17 protein-coding genes are annotated in these 19,624 nt (G+C 51.3%); 5 read left to right on the top strand and 12 right to left on the bottom strand.

All coding sequences use genetic code 11. The features are described from left to right. Nucleotides 1-84 precede the first annotated feature (84 nt). On the bottom strand, nt 85-555 hold the full coding sequence (locus F0P93_RS04765) for an FKBP-type peptidyl-prolyl cis-trans isomerase (protein ID WP_114404928.1): 471 nt from the start codon (nt 553-555) through the stop codon (nt 85-87). Nucleotides 556-778: 223 nt separating this feature from the next. Here F0P93_RS04765 and F0P93_RS04760 point away from each other — a divergent pair, with 223 nt between their 5' ends. The 3 genes from F0P93_RS04760 (at nt 779) to F0P93_RS04750 (ending at nt 4,541) form a co-directional block, all read left to right on the top strand. Next, nucleotides 779-1,444 carry a fasciclin domain-containing protein gene (locus F0P93_RS04760; RefSeq protein WP_150875138.1) on the top strand — a complete coding sequence of 222 codons (666 nt, stop codon included), beginning with the start codon at nt 779-781 and terminating at the stop codon, nt 1,442-1,444. 298 nt (nt 1,445-1,742) lie between these two features. After that, entirely contained in the window at nt 1,743-2,660 is a 918-nt protein-coding gene (locus F0P93_RS04755; protein ID WP_150875137.1) for an EamA/RhaT family transporter, read from the top strand. Between the two features lie 120 nt (nt 2,661-2,780). After that, on the top strand, nt 2,781-4,541 hold the full coding sequence (locus tag F0P93_RS04750) for an ABC transporter ATP-binding protein (protein WP_150875136.1): 1,761 nt from the start codon (nt 2,781-2,783) through the stop codon (nt 4,539-4,541). A gap of 60 nt (nt 4,542-4,601) precedes the next feature. Here the strand turns inward: F0P93_RS04750 and F0P93_RS04745 are convergent, their stop codons facing one another. The 7 genes from F0P93_RS04745 to F0P93_RS04715 all read right to left on the bottom strand — a co-directional run bounded on the left by F0P93_RS04745 (nt 4,602) and on the right by F0P93_RS04715 (nt 11,160). Continuing rightward, entirely contained in the window at nt 4,602-4,877 is a 276-nt protein-coding gene (locus tag F0P93_RS04745; protein ID WP_150875135.1) for a hypothetical protein, read from the bottom strand. 103 nt (nt 4,878-4,980) lie between these two features. Next, on the bottom strand, nt 4,981-7,554 hold the full coding sequence (locus F0P93_RS04740) for a penicillin-binding protein 1A (RefSeq protein ID WP_150875134.1): 2,574 nt from the start codon (nt 7,552-7,554) through the stop codon (nt 4,981-4,983). A gap of 233 nt (nt 7,555-7,787) precedes the next feature. Further along, on the bottom strand, nt 7,788-8,276 hold the full coding sequence (msrB, locus tag F0P93_RS04735; protein ID WP_150875133.1) for a peptide-methionine (R)-S-oxide reductase MsrB: 489 nt from the start codon (nt 8,274-8,276) through the stop codon (nt 7,788-7,790). Nucleotides 8,277-8,374: 98 nt separating this feature from the next. Continuing rightward, on the bottom strand, nt 8,375-8,929 hold the full coding sequence (locus tag F0P93_RS04730) for a fasciclin domain-containing protein (RefSeq protein ID WP_150875132.1): 555 nt from the start codon (nt 8,927-8,929) through the stop codon (nt 8,375-8,377). 363 nt (nt 8,930-9,292) lie between these two features. Continuing rightward, nucleotides 9,293-10,168 (bottom strand): anti-sigma factor, encoded by an 876-nt coding sequence (locus F0P93_RS04725; RefSeq protein WP_150875131.1) that lies wholly within the window; start codon nt 10,166-10,168, stop codon nt 9,293-9,295. Beyond that, on the bottom strand, nt 10,165-10,713 hold the full coding sequence (locus tag F0P93_RS04720; RefSeq protein ID WP_150875130.1) for an RNA polymerase sigma factor: 549 nt from the start codon (nt 10,711-10,713) through the stop codon (nt 10,165-10,167). Before F0P93_RS04720 ends, F0P93_RS04725 begins: the two co-directional genes overlap by 4 nt. Before the next feature lie 168 nt (nt 10,714-10,881). Continuing rightward, nucleotides 10,882-11,160 (bottom strand): hypothetical protein, encoded by a 279-nt coding sequence (locus tag F0P93_RS04715; RefSeq protein ID WP_150875129.1) that lies wholly within the window; start codon nt 11,158-11,160, stop codon nt 10,882-10,884. 201 nt (nt 11,161-11,361) lie between these two features. Here F0P93_RS04715 and lysA point away from each other — a divergent pair, with 201 nt between their 5' ends. Both lysA and F0P93_RS04705 read left to right on the top strand, forming a co-directional pair. Further along, nucleotides 11,362-12,621 carry a diaminopimelate decarboxylase gene (gene lysA, locus F0P93_RS04710; RefSeq protein WP_150875128.1) on the top strand — a complete coding sequence of 420 codons (1,260 nt, stop codon included), beginning with the start codon at nt 11,362-11,364 and terminating at the stop codon, nt 12,619-12,621. Between the two features lie 77 nt (nt 12,622-12,698). Beyond that, complete coding sequence (locus tag F0P93_RS04705; protein ID WP_150875127.1) at nt 12,699-13,412, top strand: YebC/PmpR family DNA-binding transcriptional regulator; 714 nt, start codon at nt 12,699-12,701, stop codon at nt 13,410-13,412. A gap of 35 nt (nt 13,413-13,447) precedes the next feature. Here F0P93_RS04705 and F0P93_RS04700 read toward each other — a convergent pair whose 3' ends face one another. The 4 genes from F0P93_RS04700 to F0P93_RS04685 form a co-directional block, all read right to left on the bottom strand. Next, complete coding sequence (locus F0P93_RS04700; RefSeq protein WP_150875126.1) at nt 13,448-13,687, bottom strand: hypothetical protein; 240 nt, start codon at nt 13,685-13,687, stop codon at nt 13,448-13,450. A 92-nt stretch (nt 13,688-13,779) separates the two neighbouring features. Continuing rightward, nucleotides 13,780-16,683, bottom strand: a complete 2,904-nt coding sequence (locus F0P93_RS04695) for a T9SS type B sorting domain-containing protein (RefSeq protein WP_150875125.1) — start codon at nt 16,681-16,683, stop codon at nt 13,780-13,782. A gap of 201 nt (nt 16,684-16,884) precedes the next feature. Further along, nucleotides 16,885-17,880, bottom strand: coding sequence for a glycosyltransferase family 2 protein (locus tag F0P93_RS04690; RefSeq protein ID WP_150875124.1), 996 nt, complete (start codon nt 17,878-17,880; stop codon nt 16,885-16,887). Between the two features lie 107 nt (nt 17,881-17,987). Then, a complete protein-coding gene (locus F0P93_RS04685) occupies nt 17,988-19,472 on the bottom strand; it encodes a circularly permuted type 2 ATP-grasp protein (protein ID WP_138990435.1) in 1,485 nt (494 codons plus the stop codon). Nucleotides 19,473-19,624: the final 152 nt, after the last annotated feature.

Raw genomic sequence — 19,624 nt, 5'->3', positions numbered from 1 at the left:
TGCCTTAAATCGATCGATCACCGGCAGTATTCCAAATTTATGAAAAAATACCGGTGATCGATAGACTATTTACGACGGGTTGGATCAGTGATGGTGTCCGCCCGGTCCGTGTACGTGTTTGTGCGTCACCTCTTCCGCCGTAGCATCCCGAACGTCGATGATTTCGACATCGAAGTTTAGTTCCTGACCGGCAAGCGGGTGGTTGGCATCGATCATCACCTGATCGTCGTTCACTTCCGTAACCGTTACCACCTGGCCCTGATTGGTCTGGAACTGCATCCCGATCTGCACCGGCTGTCCGCCAAAGGCGCTGATGGGAACCGCCTGAATCATTTGCGGATCAGGAACACCGTAGCCATCTTCGGCAGGCACCTTGATCTGAAATTTGTCGCCGACGGATTTTCCGGCCAGTCCGTTTTCCATACCCGGAATGAGGTTTCCCTCGCCGTGGAGATAATATAATGGATCCCGTCCTTCGCTGGAGTCGAGAATATTGCCGTCGTTGTCGCGCAACGTGTAGTGTATGCCGGCAACTTTGTGTTTGGAAATTTGCATGTTTAAAATATTGAATAGAAAAACAAAGGTGATATAGTTTGCGAAAGGATGCAACTAATTGCCCGATTCTACGCTAAGATTACGGATGTAAGATGACCCAAAATGAAATATTCAGCAGCCATGCCCCGTTAACCCAACTATATTCAGACAACAAAACGAAGGCTGAATGTGTTAAAAGTTGTTACTGAATTCTCAACGTTTTGTTTACCAAACCAACTTTATCATGCAAAAGAAAGCAGTTTTCGCAGTGGCACTGGCACTAGGCTTGCTGGTCGGTACCAACAAGGCCGTGGTTGCTCAGACGGTTCAGGACACTACTTCGCGCCCCGCAACACAATCGAATCCGCTGGGAAGCAGCACGTCGGTTTCGACCCAAAGCAGTGCCAACGCTTACGGGCCGATGGGTGCAGGTCGGGAATCGCGGGGTGGCATGGCTCCCGGTGGCTCAACCGGTCGCGATCTGGCCATCAGTGCGGCCAAATCGGCCGATCATACGGTTTTATTCCGAGCCATGCGGCTCTCCGGATTGTCGGAGCAGGCTGCGGGAAAAGGGCCTTATACGGTTTTTGCGCCCACCAACGAAGCGTTTGATAAACTGCCGGCCGGAACACTCGACGGTTTATTGCAGCCAGCCTCCAAATCAAAGCTGGTGAAGCTGTTGTCGTATCACGTCGTCAAAGGAAATTACACCTCCGATCAGTTGCAGGACGGACAGAAACTGAAAACCGTTACGGGCGGAACGCTGACCGTCGGCAAGCAAGGTGATGCCATCACCATCACGGATGGACAAGGCAATGCCGCCACCATCAACCGCGCAGATCTGGAAGCGACGAACGGGGTTATTCACTCGGTGGATGCAGTGCTGATGCCCGCTGAAAAAGGGAAATAGGGGAAGTTTAGAATTTAGAACTTACGTCTGATAATTATGATGTACCCGCCTTTTGCCCCTAAATCCCCTAAAGGGGACTTTACGCATCCGGATTAATCCGCGTCCAAGTCCCCTTTAGGGGATTTAGGGGCAAAAGGCGAAAGTCCTAGAATTTTTAATGTAAAATGAAGAATGGAAAATGCTAAATGTAAAAGTGAGTCGCTGCAGGCGAAAACTTTTACATTTACCATTTACCATTCTTCATTTACATTTATTACTACCTTTCCGGCAAAAGAAAATTCCTCCTTCTGTCTTTGCCATGCTTTTTCTGTTCCTGAGCATTTTGCTTTCGGTTGTTCTGCTGCTTAATTTCCGGATGTTTCCCCGTTACAGGGTCAATACCGTTCAGGCAATCGTCTTCAACTACCCGGTGTGTTTCCTGACCGGTTTTCTGCTGCTGCCCCGCGACCAGCCTTTCGCCATTGATTTCTCCCAAACCTGGACGTGGCTCGCTCTGGGGCTGGGCGTTGGGTTCATCATTACGTTCATCCTGTCGGGTCTGTCGACGCAGCGTATGGGCATTACAGCCACGTCGCTGGCCAATAACATGTCGCTGGTGATTCCGGTCTGTTTCAGTCTGTTCGTCTTTCAAACCGGCGGAAAAACCTTCGATGCGCTGAATTATATGGGTTTGATTCTGGCCGTGGTGGCCGTCGGATTGAGTACGTACAAGAAGCAGGAAGGCCAAACCGTGAAAGCCCTGGGCTGGAATAAGCTCCTGCCGCTGGCGGTTTTTGTAATGTATGGAGCCACCAACACGATGATCAACTACATGAACATCCGGTATATTCCATCGACTGATCAAACGTTGCAGGTAACGTTGACGATGGTACTGGGGGCCATAGCTGCTGGTCTGGTGATGCTGGCAAGCCGGTTGATTCAGGGTAAAGAGAAGATTGAACGCCAGACGCTGGTGGGAGCCATCACCCTGGGCATTCCGAATTTCCTGAGTTTTTACACCCTGCTGCTGGCGCTTTCTGAATTTGGCGGCAACGGAGCCTTCGTCTATCCGCTCTACAACATTGGTGTCATTCTGGTGGCGGCTTTGTCGGCTCTGCTCTTTTTCAAAGAAAAGCTGCTGTTGGTCAACCGAATCGGGCTGGCACTCGCCATTCTCGCCATCGGTTTAATTTCCTGGCAGGAACTGGCTCAACTGGCGATAGGAGTGAAGAATTAAGAGTGAAGAGTTAAGAGTTGGCTGACGCGAACTGTCTTCACTCTTAATTCTTCACTCTGCACTGCAAACTCTTCACCCAATATTTCTGTTACTCCGAAAAACCTTCCAACTGTTTTCTTTGTGAATACCGAAACCAAGAGTGGTCAGATTTTTGACTGGATTACCCTGCGACGGCTTTATGCCTTCGTAAAACCGTACCAGCTCCAATTTTACGGGCTTATTCTGATTATTCTGTTGAGTGCGGTGCTGGCTCCCGTTGGTCCGTTGCTGATTCGCTACACCATCGACTCCAAAATTGCCACCGGCGATTATCCGGGCCTGACCAAAATGCTGATTTTGATGATCGTAATTCTGGTTTTGCAAGGCATTATTCAGTTTTTCAATACCTATCTCTCCGGCTGGCTGGGGCAAAACGTGATTCGGGATATCCGGGTTCAGCTCTACCAGAAAGTCCTGAAACTCCGTCTGAAATTTTTCGACAACACGCCCATCGGCCGACTCGTGACGCGCACCATTTCGGATGTTGAAACGCTCTCCGACGTCTTCAGCGAAGGCATGGCCGCCATTGTGGGCGACATTCTGCAACTGGTGCTGATCATCGCCGTCATGTTTTATACCGACTGGCGGCTTTCGGCCATCAGTTTGTCGATGATTCCGCTGATGTTATTGAGTACGTACGTCTTCAAGGAAAAAATCAAAGTATCGTTCAATGAAGTGCGGACCGCCGTAGCCAACCTCAGTTCGTTTGTGCAGGAACACATCACGGGCATGAACATCGTGCAGATTTTTGGCAGCGAAAAGATCGAAGAGGAGAAGTTCCGGCAGATCAACGACGAACACCGGAAAGCCAACATCCGGTCGATCTGGTACTATTCCGTTTATTATCCGGTAGCCGATATTCTGTCGGCAGCCGCCACGGGTCTTGTGGTCTGGTATGGTGCCAAAGCGATTCTGAACCAGGAAGTTACCTACGGAACGGTGACGGCTTTCATCATGTTCATCAACCTGTTTTTCCGCCCCATCCGGATGCTCGCCGACCGGTTCAATACCCTGCAAATGGGAATTGTAAGCACCGACCGGATTTTGAAACTGCTGGATAGCGATGATTTTACACCCAACACCGGTACGTATGCGCCCGCAACCTGGCGGGGTGAGGTGGAGTTTAAAAACGTCTGGTTTGCCTACAACGACGATAACTACGTCCTGAAAGACATCAACTTTACTGTGAAAGAAGGCGAAACCGTTGCGTTTGTCGGTGCCACGGGAGCCGGGAAGTCGTCCATTATCAATTTATTAAGCCGGTTTTACGACATCAATCAGGGGGAGATCAAAATCGACGGTGTCGAGGTACACGAGTATAGACTGGAAGCGTTGCGCCAGAGCATTGGCGTTGTTTTGCAGGATGTCTTTCTGTTTTCGGATACCATTGAAAACAACATTACCCTCGGCAATAAATCCATCAGCCGGGAGCGCATTGTTGAAGCGGCCAAACTGGTGGGCGTGCATGAGTTCATCGAGCGATTGCCGGGCGGTTATGAGTACAACGTGATGGAGCGCGGTTCGACGCTTTCGGTGGGTCAGCGACAGTTGATTTCCTTCGTTCGCGCGATGGTTCACGATCCCCGCATCATGGTGTTAGACGAGGCTACGTCGTCGGTCGATACCGAAACGGAAGGGCTGATTCAGGATGCCATTGGAAAACTAATGAAAGGGCGCACGGCCATCGTGATTGCCCACCGGCTCTCGACCATCCGTGAAGCCAACAAAATTATTGTTGTCGACAAAGGCAACATCGTAGAACAGGGAACCCACGAAGAATTGTTGCAGCAGGAAGGCACCTACGCGAACCTGTACCGGATGCAGTATAAGGAGATGGTTTAGTTTAAATGATGAATGATGAACGATGAATTAATCCATTCATCGTTCATCATTCATCACTCATCATTCTTTTCTATTCGGTTCCGCGCCCGCCAGGGCGTAGGCGATTTTTTCGTTTAGATTTTCATCGTTGGACGGATCGTCGTCCATGCCCGACGGAATGCGCCCGGTTGGGTTCGGGCTGGGTTGTAAATCCGTTTCTTCTTCACTGGGCGTGGGCCCGGTTTGATCGATTACTTCTTCATCGGCCCGTGGATCAGTGTCCATTTCTGACGGAACATCCTCCAGGGGCATGTCATTCCTGACCGGATGTAGGTTCGGATTTTGTGATGGTGTCATAGTCCTGAGTTGATGGTATCTCTCTATAACCACCGCTTCGCCGGGGTTGTTTTTAGATTGGGCCAACAAAAAAGGTCAACCCGGAAGGAGTTGACCTGAAATCTTAGCGGAAAGGCTGGGCGCGTTGGGTTGTATCGGGCGGATCGACCTGCTCTGGAGCCGAGGGTTCAATGAACAGCGAATCGGCAGGAATGTCAACATCCGTAGAGTCCGATTCATCCTCTTCGTCATCATCGTTTCCACCGGGGCAATTCAGATAATCCTTCGTTATTTTAACCGTCGGTTTATCAAAAGGACCCTGATAAAGCTTCAGCGCCTTGTCCTGATATACTTTCTCCAAAAAACGTCCCACCAGCGGCAAGGCGGTTTTGGCGCCTTCACCCATGTCTGTCGACCGGAAGTGGATGCTGCGATCATCGCCACCCACCCAGGCCCCCACTACCAGATCACGGGTGACCCCCATGAACCAGCCATCGGAGTTGTTGGAGGTGGTGCCGGTTTTTCCCCCCACCTGGTTCCGGTTTTTGAACAAATCGTACGACCACAAATTTTGCGACGTGCCGCCCGATTCTTCCAAACCACCTTTCAGCATGTGGAGCATCAGAAAAGCCGACTCTTCGCGAATAGCCTGTTTCTTCTCGGGTACAAATTCTTCAATGACTTTGCCATTGCGGTCTTCAATTCGCGTCACCAGCAACGGTTCAGTGTGTACGCCGTTGTTTGCAAAGGTGCAATAAGCCGCTACCATTTCATACAGCGACACGTCCGAAGAACCCAGACCCACCGAAGGAACAGCCGCCAATTGGCTTTTAATACCGAGCCGGTGGGCGTATTCCACCACCCGCTGGGGCGTTGCAACGTCATTGGTCAACTGGGCTGTCACCGAGTTGATGGAGCGGGCCATGGCCCGTCGCAGGGTCATATTGGAGTAGGAGAATGATCCGGCTGAGTTTTTTGGTGCCCAGAAATCTTCTTCGCCTTTTTCGTTGATGTATTCCTTCCGGAACGGTTCATCGCGACGACGGTCGCAGGGGCCTAAATTGATCGTTGAATCGTCGATCACCGTGGCATAAACAAACGGTTTGAAGGTCGAGCCAGGCTGGCGTTTGCCCTGTTTGACGTGATCGAACTGGAAAAAATTGTAGTCGAGGCCACCCACCCACGTCCGGATAAAACCGGTATGCGGGTCCATCGCCACCAGACCGGCCTGCAAAAACCGCTTGTAGTAGGCGATGGAATCCATGGGCGACATGTACTTCTTCTTCGGTCCGTTCCAAGAGAAGACCGTCATGCTGTCTTTTTTCTCCTTCATGTAATACTGAATGGAATCCGGCTGATTCGGAAATTTCAGTTGGAGGGCCTTATACCGCTCCGTCCGCTGGGCGACTTTGTCCAGAAAGTCCGGAATTTCCTTACCATCTTCATCCGTCCAGGGGTTTCGACCCGACCAGTGGTTGTCGAACGTTCGTTGCAGCAGCTTCATTTTTTCCGCAACGGCTTCTTCGGCCAGGGCCTGCATCCGGGAGTCAACGGTGGTATAAATGCGCAAACCATCGGTATACAGATCATAGCCGTTTTCTTCACCCCACTTTTTAACGACCTCGACTACTGCATTTTTAAAATAATTGGCCGGTCCCGAATACGGATTGTCGGGGCTGTAGCGCGTTACGAGGGGTAATTCACACAGTGAATCGGCTTGTGCTTTGGTGAGGTACTTGTATTTTTCCATTTGCCGGATCACCACATTCCGGCGGTTGCGCGACTTCTCGAAGTTTCGTTTGATCAGCGGATTATACGTCGTCGTCGCTTTCTGCAAGCCCACGAGAACGGCGGATTCCTGCACGTTTAACGTCTCCGGTGATTTGCTGAAGTACGTCCGGGCCGCCGTTTTGATCCCGTAGGCATTGCTGCCGAAATCGACGGTATTGAAATACATGGTCAGGATCTGTTCCTTCGAAAAATTCCGCTCCAGTTTGATGGCCATCAGCCATTCCTTGGTTTTCAGAATAACCGTTTTCACCAGCGGAACATTATACAGCAATCCCCGCGACTGCCGCCGTCGGGTTTTAAACAGGTTTTTGGCAAGCTGTTGGGTTATCGTACTCCCCCCGCCGGAGTTGTTACCGGTTAACACGCCATAGACAGCCCGGCCCAGGCTTCGGGTGTCGATGCCTGAATGCTCATAAAACCGTACGTCTTCAGTGGCAATCAGGGCGTGAATGAGGGAGGGCGATAAGTCTTCGTATTTGATGGGTGTCCGGTTTTCAGTAAAAAACCGGCCGATCATGACTTTATCGTAGGAGTAAATTTCGGAAGACTGGGAAACCTTGGGATTTTTTAAATCCTCGACACTCGGCATTTCACCGCTGAGGTAAAGGAAATTGGTTTCTATTGATAGGATGTACAACAGAACCAGCAAAAAGCTGAAAATAAGCGTTTTGGTGGTTTGGTAAAAGATGCGGAAAGCGAGTGATCGGGTGTCGAAGCGGGCGTTGATCCAGTTTCGGTAGCGTTGTCGAAGGCCCCGGTAATGACCGGTTGCTGAATCGACACGCTCTTTTCCAAGTAGACCAGACATCATGCGGTAAACCAGTCGTCTAAAGCCGTTGCTTATGAGACCGAAAAAGCCGGTGATGCCTTGCCAAAGGGTACGAAGCTGCCCCCAGAATTTACTCATGCCTGGTATTTTGACGGTTAAAATTGAAGAACGGAGCCGTTTGCTGTCGCACCGCCGAAGGGGTGCGCCTGATGTCCGTTTGGTTTCAAAAAAGTAAAATTAATTCGATAGGCAAAAAGACGGATTGAGAAATCCGTCTCTTAAAGCAAATATAACGGAAATTTAGACGATATAATATGAAAAAAGCCAGCCCGTTCGTCGGGTTGGCTCAAAACCAAGGGGTTAGCACCCGCTTATTTCTTTTCAAATTCCAATGCTACGCCGTTCATGCAATACCGCAGACCGGTTGGCTTGGGTCCATCCTCAAAAACGTGTCCCAAATGCCCGCCACAGACGCCACATTCGACTTCCGTACGGACCATGCCGTGGGTGCGATCCACCTTTTCAACCACGTTCTCTTTCGACAATGATTTATAAAAACTCGGCCAGCCCGTTCCCGATTCAAACTTGGTATCGGAGCTGAACAGGGGCGTTTTGCAGCCCGCACATTTGAATACGCCTTTTTCATGGTTATCGACCAGCGGACTCGTAAAAGGCCGCTCGGTCCCTTGCTGACGCAGGACGTAAAATTGCTGGGGTGTCAGGATTTTCTTCCACTCCGCTTCCGTTTTAACCACTTTGCGGGGTGTGGCATCGTCGATGCGTGGCGTTAACGAAATGGATGCGACGGAGCCCGTGAGCACCAGCCCACACAAAACTCCAAGAAAAAGGTTGCGGTTCATACCTGATTAACGCAAGAAATGGGAGGATAGTTTACGAGTTAAAAAAGCCACAGCGCAGTTGTGCGTGTGGCTTTTTCTAGTCTTTTAGTTGCCTTCAGTTACATTGGCATCAAAACCGTATCGATGGAGTGAATCACGCCGTTCGACTGGTATACATCCGAAATCGCAACGGTGGCGGTTCCCCCTTTGGCATCAGTCAGAACCAGATTTTTTCCACTCATTTTGGCGGTCAGGTTGCCACCGGCCACGGTTTTCAAGGTAGCGGTTCCGTTACCGGCCTTAATGAGCTTTCCAATTTCCTTGGCGTCCAGACGACCTGCAACCACGTGGTAGGTCAAAATGCCGGTCAGGGTGGCTTTGTTTTCGGGTTTCACCAGCGTTTCAACGGTGCCGGCTGGTAATTTGCCAAAAGCATCGTTGGTGGGAGCAAAAACCGTGAAAGGACCGGCTCCCTGTAACGTTTCGACCAGGCCCGCAGCTTTCACGGCGGCAACCAGGGTGGTGTGGTCTTTCGAGTTGACGGCATTTTCAATGATGTTCTTGTTGGGATACATCATGGCGCCACCGACTTCTTTCGGCTTTTGAGCGTAAGAAACCGTGACGAATGCGCAAAGAATAGCGGCAATAATCCCTGTTTTGATGAAGGCTTTCATGATTGAAATACGAATTAAATGAAGATGGGAAAATAAAAGAACCGGGTTTTTCCCGACTCTCAGCAATACCTACGCCATCCCCTTCTATTTGGATTTTTAATTGGTGAAAAAAAAGCCTGTAAATCATAAAAAAGGCCCTGGGAGCGTTTCCAGAGCCTTTTTTTAGTAGAAATAAACGTATAAAAACTATATATATTTTTGGTCGAATCGACGTATAAACATCCCTTGAAAAACGTATAACCCTGGTTGAAAATAGAATTATAAATAGTAAATGATAAATGGTAAATATAAAAGTTTTTGCAAAACCGCCACTTTTACATTTACCATTTATTATTTATAACTCTTTTTTCAGATAGGGAGCGATCAAGAGGTCACATTTCCGACCACCACCATCGCGGAAAGCGTGGGAGTGGGGCTACCGCCCCGGCGTTCGAGCGTGATGGCAAAAGCATCGGCTTTCAGAAATTTTTTAGCCTGCTGCACCACCCGGGTGTTGTCGCCCACATCGAAGACACCGGCATCGACCGGTTTTCCGTCGACAATGGCCCAAAGCTGGTATTGCTGGGTTTCGGGCGGACGAACCAACGAATCAATTTCGAGATTAACCTGGCCCGTGCTGACATTCCAGTAGATGGTTGCGAGGTTGGCAGTAGTGCTATCGGTGGGATTCAGCCGGATGACCCGCGTGCCTGGTTCTTTCAGGATGGCCAGCGTCTGGTCGCTCTGCGACTGTTGTGCCCGCAGAACCCGTACCTCTTCGGTCAAGGCTTCATTCGAATTACGGAGCGAACTGAGCGTTTGCTGGCTTCCCTGCAATTGAGAGTACAGGAAGTAGGCAAAAAACAAGACTACCAGACCGAGGGAAGCGGCTACCAGCCAGGTAACGCGAAAGGTAGGTCTTGAATCGAATGCGTCTTCTCTGGAATTTAATGAACGAATGGGGGTTTCAGTACTTTCTTCGCTGGTGAGTGGGAGCGTTGGGGAAACTTCCTCAACCACTTCGACTTCCGGAGGGCCAAATTCCAGTTCTTTCAGAAGCCACTCTTTAATGTCGGTAGGCGGATCACGGCGGAGGGTCTGGGCATACTGTTCCACCGCAGCCGACAGCGTGTCGAGCTCCTGGCGGATCTCAGGGTAAATGCTCGACAGACATTCGACCTCCCGCTTTTCCTGCGGGCTGACGGTGCCGAGCACATACTCTTCCAGTATTCCGGACTCTATGTATTCTTTCGTGTTCATGTGCCGAATAACTTCTTCAATTCCTGTAAAGCAGACCGTACCCGCGTTTTGACCGTTCCAAGCGGCAAATTCAATTTTTCCGCCACTTCTTCGTGGGTATATCCATAGAAGTAGACAAGGTCAATAACCATTCGTCGATCCGGATTTAACTGATTCACCTTGTCGGGTAAATCAAGTGTCTCTACAGCGGGCTGATAGGCTTGCTGATGCTGATCAACAATATCTACGATATCGGTGCTGGTTTGGATTGACTGACCTGAATGGCGGGTGCGGATGGCGTCGATTGCTGTATTTCGGGCAATGTTCAGTAACCACGTAAAAAGACGGCCTTTCTGGGAATCGTAAGAGGGAATGTTCCGCCAGATCTTCACAAAAGAATCCTGTAAAACGTCGCGGGCGGCTTCTTCATCACGAACGACCTTCAGGATTACGCCGTACAAAGCCGGCGAATACTGGTCGTAGAGCAAGTGAAATGCCTGTTCCTCTCGCTGCTGGAGTTTTTTTACCAGTACGTCTTCCGTAAATGGGAGGTTTGAACGCTTCAAGGTAATGGAGTAATTCAGTAACCAAAAGGGTCGGTGTCAAAAATACGAATAAAATGATGCGGGCAAACATATGAATGCGTATTTAGTCCTGAATTACAAAAAAAAAGCCATTTCCTTCGTCCAGAAATAGCATTTTTTTACGAAAACAGGAATACATGTATCCGGAGGCTAATCAACTGGTTTTTTCGTTTTCACGGTTTTGGTCGTTTTCTTCCGCACTGTCGTGCTTTTAGTTGCCATGGCATCCTCCGATCGCCGGGCATTCCGGCTTGATTGGGTTCCCTTAACGAGTTTGCTTTTCAGGGAATCCTGTTTAGCCGTCGGTTCACCCTGCGGGAACGATTGAGCCGCCTGTCCTGGCGCGTGGGCGTTGGGTGAAGGCGTCTGGGCTTGTCCGTGACTGGCAATCCAGAGCAGGGCAGCCGTAAAGAGAGCTATTTTTTTCATCGTCGTATCGATCAGCGTTGAGTAAGGACTTAACCCGAATCCCGGCGAATTGTTCGATGGATTCTCGCTGAACGCATGATTTCGGATTCTCTTATTTTCAGAAAAAGTAGATTCCGAACCGGATTGAGATCGGGTACCGTTGCCAAACATGGCGTAAAATCGTTTATATTTGCACCTCAAAATTGGCAGACACCCCTGCGTATGCAGCTCGATCAAAACCGTTATCAAGTTCAGGGCATCGACGTTCTGGAGATGGCCGAATCGTTTGGCCTTCCCTTGTATGTGTATGATGCCGACAAAATTATTGAAAGAATAGGCACGCTTCAGGCCGCTTTTCAGGGCGTCAATCTGAAGATTAAATATGCCGCTAAAGCACTGACCAACGTGTCGATTCTAAAGTTGATGCGCAGCCGGGGAATCGATGTGGAAGTGGTTTCGGTGAATGAAATCCGGATGGCGCTGCTGGCCGGTTTTGATCCCGAACAGATCATGTATACCCCGAGTGGCGTTTCCTTTGCCGAAATTCAGGAAGCGCTCGCGCTGGGTGTTCGGCTAAATGTCGATAGCCTGCCCTTGCTGGAATTTATGGGGCAGCAGTACGGCAGCCGCAAACCGGTCGGCATCCGGATCAATCCCCACATTGCGGAAGGGGGCAACATCAAAATTCAGACCGGTCACGCCGATTCCAAGTTTGGCATTTCGATGGAACAACGGAGCCAGATTCGCGCTCTGGTCGAGCAATACGCCATTCCGGTGGTGGGACTGCACATTCATACCGGTTCGGATTTTAAAAATGCCGATGCGTTTCTTAAAGGGGCGGAGGTGCTTTTTGAGCTGGCCAACGACTACCCCAATCTGCAGTTCCTCGATTTTGGCAGCGGTTTTAAGGTGGCCTACAAAGAAGGAGATCACAGCACGGACGTGGTGGATCTGGGCCGGAAAGTGACGGCGGCTTTTCAGAAATTCTGTCAGCAGTACGGGCGGGAAATCGAACTGTGTTTTGAGCCCGGTAAGTTTTTGGTGAGTGAAAGCGGTGTGCTGCTGGTAAACGTCAACGTCGTGAAAGAGAACCCTAACCGGACGTTTGTGGGCGTCGATTCGGGATTGAATCACCTGATCCGGCCGATGATGTACGATGCTTACCACGAAATTATCAATGTTTCGAATCCGACAGGCGAAAAACAGACGTACAGCATCGTGGGATACATTTGCGAAACTGATACGCTGGGTTGGGATCGCTCGCTGAACGAGGTGCGCCCCGGCGATGTGCTGGCCCTGAAAAATGCGGGAGCCTACGGTTTTAGCATGAGTTCCAACTACAACTCGCGGGTCAGGCCCGCCGAAGTGCTGGTGTACGACGGAAAACCGCACCTGATTCGCCGGCGCGAAACCTTCGAAGACCTGGTACGGAATCAGATAGAAGTGGATTTTGAAGAAGAAATAACCATTAAAAATAATTAAGAGTTAAGAGTTAAGAGTTAAGAGTTAATGCGTCAGCCAACTCTTAACTCTTAACTCTTAGCTCATCACTCTTTACGATGGGACGCGCATACGAATACCGGAAAGCCAGAAAATTCAAGCGGTGGGGGATGATGGCCAAAACCTTCACCAAAATTGGGAAAGACATTGCCCTCGCCGTGAAAAGTGGTGGCCCTGATCCGACAACGAACGGACGACTACGGGCCATCATCCAGAATGCCCGGGCCGCCAACATGCCGAAAGAGAACGTCGATCGGGCGATCAAACGGGCGGTTTCGAAAGAACAGGAAGATTATAAAGAAATCACCTACGAAGGCTACGGCCCACACGGCATCGCCATCGTGGTAGAAACCGCTACGGACAACATCAACCGGACGGTGGCCAACCTGCGGAGTTACTTCAGCAAATGCGGGGGTGCCCTCGGAACTTCCGGGATGCTCGACTTTATGTTCGACCGGAAATCCGTCTTCCGCATTCCGGCCGGTACCATCGATCTGGATGAACTGGAACTGGAAATGATCGACTTTGGCGCAGACGAAATTTCACTGGACGAAGAAGCTGAGCAGATTGTGATCTACGGCGAATTCACGGCTTTCGGGGCAATACAGAAGCACCTGGAAGAAAAGGGATATGAACTCAAACAAGCGGAATTCGAACGCATTCCAAACGATACCAAGGAACTGACCGAGGAAGAATCCGCCGATCTGGAAAAACTGCTGGAAAAGATCGAAGAAGATGAAGATGTACTGAACGTCTTCCACAACATGCGGTAATCAAAACGTGCTGCGGTAAGCGACTCCCCAACCGCTTACCGCAACTTATCCAGTAATTGCGTTCGGGTGGGGCGCTCGCTGACCACCTCATAGTCCAACCCTTCCAAATCCAGGGCATCCACAAAATGCCGGTAGTTTGTCCCGTCCACTTCGAACAAACAGAGATTTTCATACGGTTCGTTAAAAAGCTCAACCTCCGTCGAAACCGCTTTCTGTTGCAGCAACTGGTATTGCGGGTTGGATAAATCGTTCTTCCGAATGGTGAAATACCACATAAAGTTTGTGTAGATGAAAGAGGGTTGACGATTGACGGTTGACCATGGAATCGTCCATGGTCAACCGTCAATCGTCAACCCTCAATCCGCCATTAATTTGCCCCTGATTCGCGCAACAGTTCAACCCAGCCTTTGACAATTTCGGCGGGGGCGGCACAATTCAGTCGCTTGTATTTGACGGTCACCTGATACAGATAAACGCCACCCGGCACGTCTTTTCCCTGGTTGTTCTTGCCGTTCCAGCGGAGGGAGAGGTCGTTGCTCTGGTAGACTTTGACCCCCCAGCGGTTGACCACCGTCAATTCCGCCGACTCGACAAACCGGGGGCATTGGGCGGGCTGAAAAACGTCATTTTTGCCGTCGCCATTGGGCGTAAACACATTTGGCATCATCAGATACGGGCAATTGTCCTTGCAAACCCGGTTGGAAGCCGCGCTTTCCCGACCACTCCGACTTACCGCCCGAACTTCGTAACAGCCCGCAAACGAGGTCAGATTCTGATGGCGATACGTGAGTTGAGGGGCACTGACGGAGTCGATCAGGACGAGATCCTGGCCTTCACACGGGCTGTAGTAAATGCGGTATTTCACAATGTTGCGGTCGCAATCGCCCGTGGTCGGGTTTTGCCATGTTAGGGTATTGGCAAATGTCGTCTGATTACAGAACGCTTCCGGCGTTAACGTGGAACAATTGAGAGTATCAACGGCCAGTCGGGGGGGGCACGGTCGGGTGGTGTCGATCGGCGACGCACAAATGCCCTGCGAGAAATTGTTCAGCAGAATCGTTGTGAGCGGGGCGGCATATTGCCCGACGGTTTCGACCCGGTAGCAATAGCTGCTATCCACCGACATGGTGACCGGTTGAACGCCATCGCCCGCGAACGTATCGGCTCCCTGGTCGAGGTAGGCATACGTATTGGCCGTTGTGACGGGGACGACTGCCACCAGGTTGAATGGGCCGTTTGGGCCGGTTTTGCTGCGATACACCCGGTGTTGTTTGTTGTCATTACTCCAGGGTACATTGGCCTGCCAGTTGAGCTGGACGCGTCTGACGCCGGGAGTCGCCGTGAGCCGGACCGAACTGGCGTTATCGGTCACATCGAGCCGTTGCAACTGACCCGAACCGGGATCGGTGAAGTAAAATTCAATGCGATACCGGTAGGCGTTGGCTACGGTATTGATGCCACGATCGGTATAAACCGTATCCGCAACCGTGGGTTGCAGTGTGGTGCTAATGGCCGCAATCTGGGTAAAGTTGGTGCCGGTAAGGCCGTCAGCCCGGAACAGGCGGTATTGGAACGGGCCGGTGCCGTCGTTGGGATTGATGCCGGGAGGGCGGGTCCAGCGGACGGTGATGACGCCCCGGGTGTCGAACGTACTGTCGACGGTGACGTGGGTAATCAGCGGCACCTGCTGGGGTAAATTCACACAAACCTGATCGGAAACCACGCTTTGTCCGTAGGTTGGTGATGGCAGCATGACCACAATCCGGTAGCTGTATTGTACTCCCCGTTTCAGGCCCTGATTGTTGTTATTATCGGTATACGTAGTTTGGCTAATGGGAACTTTACCAACTTCTACATAACCGGTCGAGGGAGCCAAACCCGGATTGATACACGGGTCTAAAGCGACATTCTCACAGCCTTCCTTGCGGTAGATGACCATTTGTGTGCCGGAGGGCAGGGAAGAAACCCCGCAGGCATAGGCGGCCCAATTGAGTATGATGGCTCGTCCGGCAGCATCGGCGGCTGGCCGGGCAGTGAGCCCCTGCGGTTTGGGCGCATAGATCTTGATCCGGAACGATTCGAGGGTGGCCAACTGGGTTTGCCCGCTTCCCCGGGGTAAATCGACCACCCGGAAGATGACATCGTACGGTTCGGCCCGGACGTGGGCGCAGTTGGTCTGCCAGCGGAAGGTGCCGGAAGCCGGGGTATTCTGGGCCGTTGTCGGAGAGAATGTGGCAAAAGCCGGGGCGATGATGTTAATCCGGGTTTGACCATCGGGAGCCAGATATGGCCGACCATCGGGGCCCACATTGAACGGCCCGCCATACCCGGACAATTCTACCCGGTTTCCGTCGGGATCGGTGGCCGTGATCGTTTGTTGGATCAGGGTTCCGGCTTCCACGCAAATGTCGGCGGGAACCACAATCGCTGGTCGTTTATTGGGCGATGCGGTAACGATAATCTGCATATCACGGATAATTTCCCCGATTTTGACACCGTCGCGCCATTCTTCCACAATGAAAGCAATGTTGTACTGGCCGATTTCGGCGGGAGCATCCCAGCAAACGTCGCCGGTGATGGCATTGACTGTGAGGGTCGCCGGTCCCGTGCCGGCCTCGTTTATTCGATTGACGCCAATCAACGTAGGATCTGAATAGCCGGCTACCGACCGTAACGTACAGTTGCCTTGTTCGTCGGCAATTTTGCCGGACGGTACATACAGGCGGTACGCCAGACTATCGCCATCGGCATCGAAAGCCGCCGGATTGTGGCACCATTTCTGTCCCACCCGGGCCGAATCCAACGGTGGATTCAGCAAAACCGGGGTGCTGTTCAAACCAAGGGCGGCATTGACCACGATGGTGGTCTGGAGCTGAAAACTGGTTTGAATGGAGGTTGGGATGTTGCGGACGTTTTCGTTCCGGTTGGTAATCGTACAGGTAATCCGGTAGATGCCGGGTCCCGGATAGGTATACGTAGCGACGTACGTGTTGGCCGTCGTGGCCCGGTTGATGACGATCCGACTAGCCCGTTTCACCGCTACGGCCTGTCCAATCCCAAAACAGAAATAAGACGGGTCCTGCTGGTCACTGGCCGTTCGTCCCCCGATTTCGTCGTGGTAGGTGGTCATCGTAACTTCATACGTCAGGGAGGTACTGGAAATACGGCGGGTGGTAATTTCGCCGGCCCGTAAGTGCGTGGCCTGCGTTTCAGAGATTGCCAGGATGCCCAGCAACAAGACCCACAAAAACGTGAGGAAATATGTTTTCATAACCAATTAATTTCTATACCTACAAGAACGTACAATTGCATGGGTTGTGTATACGGTTTTCGGCCACCGGGGACAATTATAGCAATAAAGTTTGGGAGTTGACGGATTCGATGGAATCGCTGTCACCTTAAATCCCCTGAAGGGCACCTGAACACCACCACGAAGGAAGGCTAAAGTCTCCTTCAAGCGATTGAAGGGCATTTAAATTTTATAAAATCCCTTTCGGTTCAGGAGGGTTTTCCAGAAAAAACGCAGGAAAATACCAACGTGCCGGGCAAATTCCCGCTGGTTTTCCAACTCCGAAAAAGGGTGACGCAACTTGAGGAGGTTAACGCTGATTTTCCAGCCAAAAATCACGGGGATTAGGGTTAAGTAGTGCAGAATCAAGAGCAGGTAAGCACCTACGCCGTATTGTTTCCGCACCCAGAGCAGGTTGGAAACGTGCATTTGCGGTTTGAATCGGTTGATGTGCGTCACCTTCCGTTCCTGATAATCGGTGCTGCTGCCGTATTCGAGGTGAATGTAGAAAGCATCGCGGAGGAGCAGCATTTTGCCCTGTTTGCCCAGCCGGTAACACCATTCCACGTCTTCGGCATACATGAAAAAGTTGTCATCCAGCATCCCGGCTTTCTGAATCGTTTCCCGGCGGGTCATGATAAACGAGCCGATGAGCCAGTCCACCTCGTTGGGATCCGTATAGTGGTTGTCGGGCAGCAGACGGTGTAGCAATTTTTTGAAAAAACCGGAACCGGGGACAATGTAAAAATACCGGCGCAGTTGGGAAAAACCGTCATAGGCTTCGGTATGAACCTGGCCGTCGCGCGTGATCTGCATGGGGCCAACGGCAGCCACTTCCGGGCGGTTGTCGAGCAGGTCGGCACAGCGTTTCAGCACGTTGTCGATCAACAGCGTATCCGAATTCAGCAGCAGCACCAGGCGACCGGCCGACTCGGTAATACCCCGGTTGTTGGCGCGGGAGAAACCGGCGTTGTACCCCATTTCAATCCAGCGGGTGTTGGGAAAAGCATTCAAAACAACCGCCCGACCGGAAGGGTCCGGATCATTGTTGACGACCAGAACCTCGTAGGTGAGTCCGGAAGTGTGTTTTTCAACCGAATGAAGGCAATCGACAATGAGATGCGGGGTTTTGTAATTAACCAGAATGATAGAGAGAGCGGGCGTCGTAGGTGCTTGCATACAGCATGCAAAGGTAAGAGTTATGCGGTAAGAGTGATGAGTTAGCTGACGTAATTGTCCGTAAACCCCGCATTCTTACCGTACAACGCTTACCGGTTTATACGGGTCTAATACAACACCCACGTATCCTTTCCACCCCCGCCCTGCGACGAGTTGACCACCAGCGAACCTTTGCGCAGGGCCACACGGGTCAGTCCGCCGGGAATCACATTGATGCCGTCTCCGTAGAGGATGTAGGGTCGGAAATCGACGTGGCGGCCTTCCGTGTGGTCGCCGACGATGGTCGGAACGCGGGAAAGCGAAATCGTCGGCTGGGCAATGTAGTTGCGGGGGTTTTCCTTGATCTTTTTCCGGAACAGTTTGTGGTCGGCTTTCGTCGCTTTCGGTCCTATCAACATGCCGTAGCCACCGGCCTCGTTGGCTTCTTTCACCACCAGTTGTTCGATGTTTTCCATGACGTATTTGCAATCTTCCTCCTCCCGGCAAATGTAGGTTTTCACATTCGGAATGATGGCTTCTTCGCCCAGGTAGTATTTGATGATGCGTGGCACATACGCGTAAATCACCTTGTCATCAGCCACGCCCGTGCCGGGTGCATTGGCCAGCGCCACCCGTCCTTTCTTGTACACTTCGAAGATGCCCGGTATGCCAATCAGCGATTCCGGATTGAAAACGTGCGGGTCCAGGAACGTATCGTCGATCCGGCGGTAAATCACATCCACCGTCTGGAAACCCTTGGTGGTGCGCATCTTGACGTAACCGCCCGAAACGACCAGATCGCGGGAGTCGACCAGTTCAACGCCCATTTGCTGAGCCAGGTACGAATGCTCGAAATACGCGGAATTATAAATACCGGGGGTGAGCACCACCACCGTAGGATCGGGCCGGTCGGCAATGTGTTGCAGCAATTGCAGCAGGCGGGTCGGATAATCGGAAACCGGCCGAACGCCCGTGCGGGCCAGCACTTCGGGAAACGTCTGCTTCGACAACTCGCGGTTTTCGAGCATGTACGACACGCCCGACGGACAGCGCAGATTATCCTCCAGCACCATAAACTCCCCGTCTTCGCCCCGAATCAGGTCGGTTCCGGTAATGTGGCACCAGATGTCTTTCGGCGGTTTGAGGCCCATGCAGGCCGGGAGAAAACACTTACTCGACTCAATCAGGTCGCGCGGCACCACGTTGTCGTTCAGAATGTGCTGATCGTTGTAAACGTCATGGATGAACATGTTAATTGCCTGAATGCGCTGAATCAACCCGCGTTCCACCCGGTTCCATTCTTCCGACGGAATCACGCGCGGAATGATGTCGATGGGCATGATCCGTTCGGTTCCTTCGCCTTCCGAATAGACGTTGAAAGTAATCCCCATCGACATCAGCGCCCGTTCGGCGGCATGCTGACGGGAAATGACATCTTCACGACTCAACTGCTCCACCCGCTGTTTAAACTGTTCGTAGCCGGAGCGAACCTGGCCGTCGGCCGTAAACATTTCATCAAAAAAATTATCCGTCTGATAGTCAGTAAATGAGAAAGAATTCCCCTGGGCTTGCGACTGTGTTTGGTTTCCTTGTGACTGCGATTGAAATTGCATAGGTGGGCTGGTGATTTTGGCGAATAAACCCTTAAAATTGCAATAATATACAAAATTATATATGGTTGGCGTTGGAAGGAGATAGTTTATTATTTATTTCGGTGAATCGATTTTGGATTTACCGTTCAGTAACTGTCTCTTCATTTCCGTAA

Origin of the sequence: Larkinella humicola (assembly GCF_008727875.1) — a bacterium.
Classification (GTDB): Bacteria; Bacteroidota; Bacteroidia; order Cytophagales; family Spirosomataceae; genus Larkinella; species Larkinella humicola.
The sequence above is the reverse complement of the archived record's forward strand: the minus strand, read 5'-3'. Positions and strand labels throughout refer to the sequence as shown.

Bases quoted from the DNA above. Each gene is read 5' to 3' on its own strand.
- F0P93_RS04760 (WP_150875138.1), top strand. From the start codon at position 779: ATGCAAAAGAAAGCAGTTTTCGCAGTGGCACTGGCACTAGGCTTGCTG.
- F0P93_RS04730 (WP_150875132.1), bottom strand. From the start codon at position 8,929: ATGAAAGCCTTCATCAAAACAGGGATTATTGCCGCTATTCTTTGCGCA.
- F0P93_RS04740 (WP_150875134.1), bottom strand. From the start codon at position 7,554: ATGAGTAAATTCTGGGGGCAGCTTCGTACCCTTTGGCAAGGCATCACC.
- F0P93_RS04755 (WP_150875137.1), top strand. From the start codon at position 1,743: ATGCTTTTTCTGTTCCTGAGCATTTTGCTTTCGGTTGTTCTGCTGCTT.
- F0P93_RS04715 (WP_150875129.1), bottom strand. From the start codon at position 11,160: ATGAAAAAAATAGCTCTCTTTACGGCTGCCCTGCTCTGGATTGCCAGT.
- F0P93_RS04685 (WP_138990435.1), bottom strand. From the start codon at position 19,472: ATGCAATTTCAATCGCAGTCACAAGGAAACCAAACACAGTCGCAAGCC.
- F0P93_RS04765 (WP_114404928.1), bottom strand. From the start codon at position 555: ATGCAAATTTCCAAACACAAAGTTGCCGGCATACACTACACGTTGCGC.
- F0P93_RS04690 (WP_150875124.1), bottom strand. From the start codon at position 17,880: ATGCAAGCACCTACGACGCCCGCTCTCTCTATCATTCTGGTTAATTAC.
- msrB (WP_150875133.1), bottom strand. From the start codon at position 8,276: ATGAACCGCAACCTTTTTCTTGGAGTTTTGTGTGGGCTGGTGCTCACG.
- lysA (WP_150875128.1), top strand. From the start codon at position 11,362: ATGCAGCTCGATCAAAACCGTTATCAAGTTCAGGGCATCGACGTTCTG.
- F0P93_RS04725 (WP_150875131.1), bottom strand. From the start codon at position 10,168: ATGAACACGAAAGAATACATAGAGTCCGGAATACTGGAAGAGTATGTG.
- F0P93_RS04695 (WP_150875125.1), bottom strand. From the start codon at position 16,683: ATGAAAACATATTTCCTCACGTTTTTGTGGGTCTTGTTGCTGGGCATC.
- F0P93_RS04700 (WP_150875126.1), bottom strand. From the start codon at position 13,687: ATGTGGTATTTCACCATTCGGAAGAACGATTTATCCAACCCGCAATAC.
- F0P93_RS04745 (WP_150875135.1), bottom strand. From the start codon at position 4,877: ATGACACCATCACAAAATCCGAACCTACATCCGGTCAGGAATGACATG.
- F0P93_RS04705 (WP_150875127.1), top strand. From the start codon at position 12,699: ATGGGACGCGCATACGAATACCGGAAAGCCAGAAAATTCAAGCGGTGG.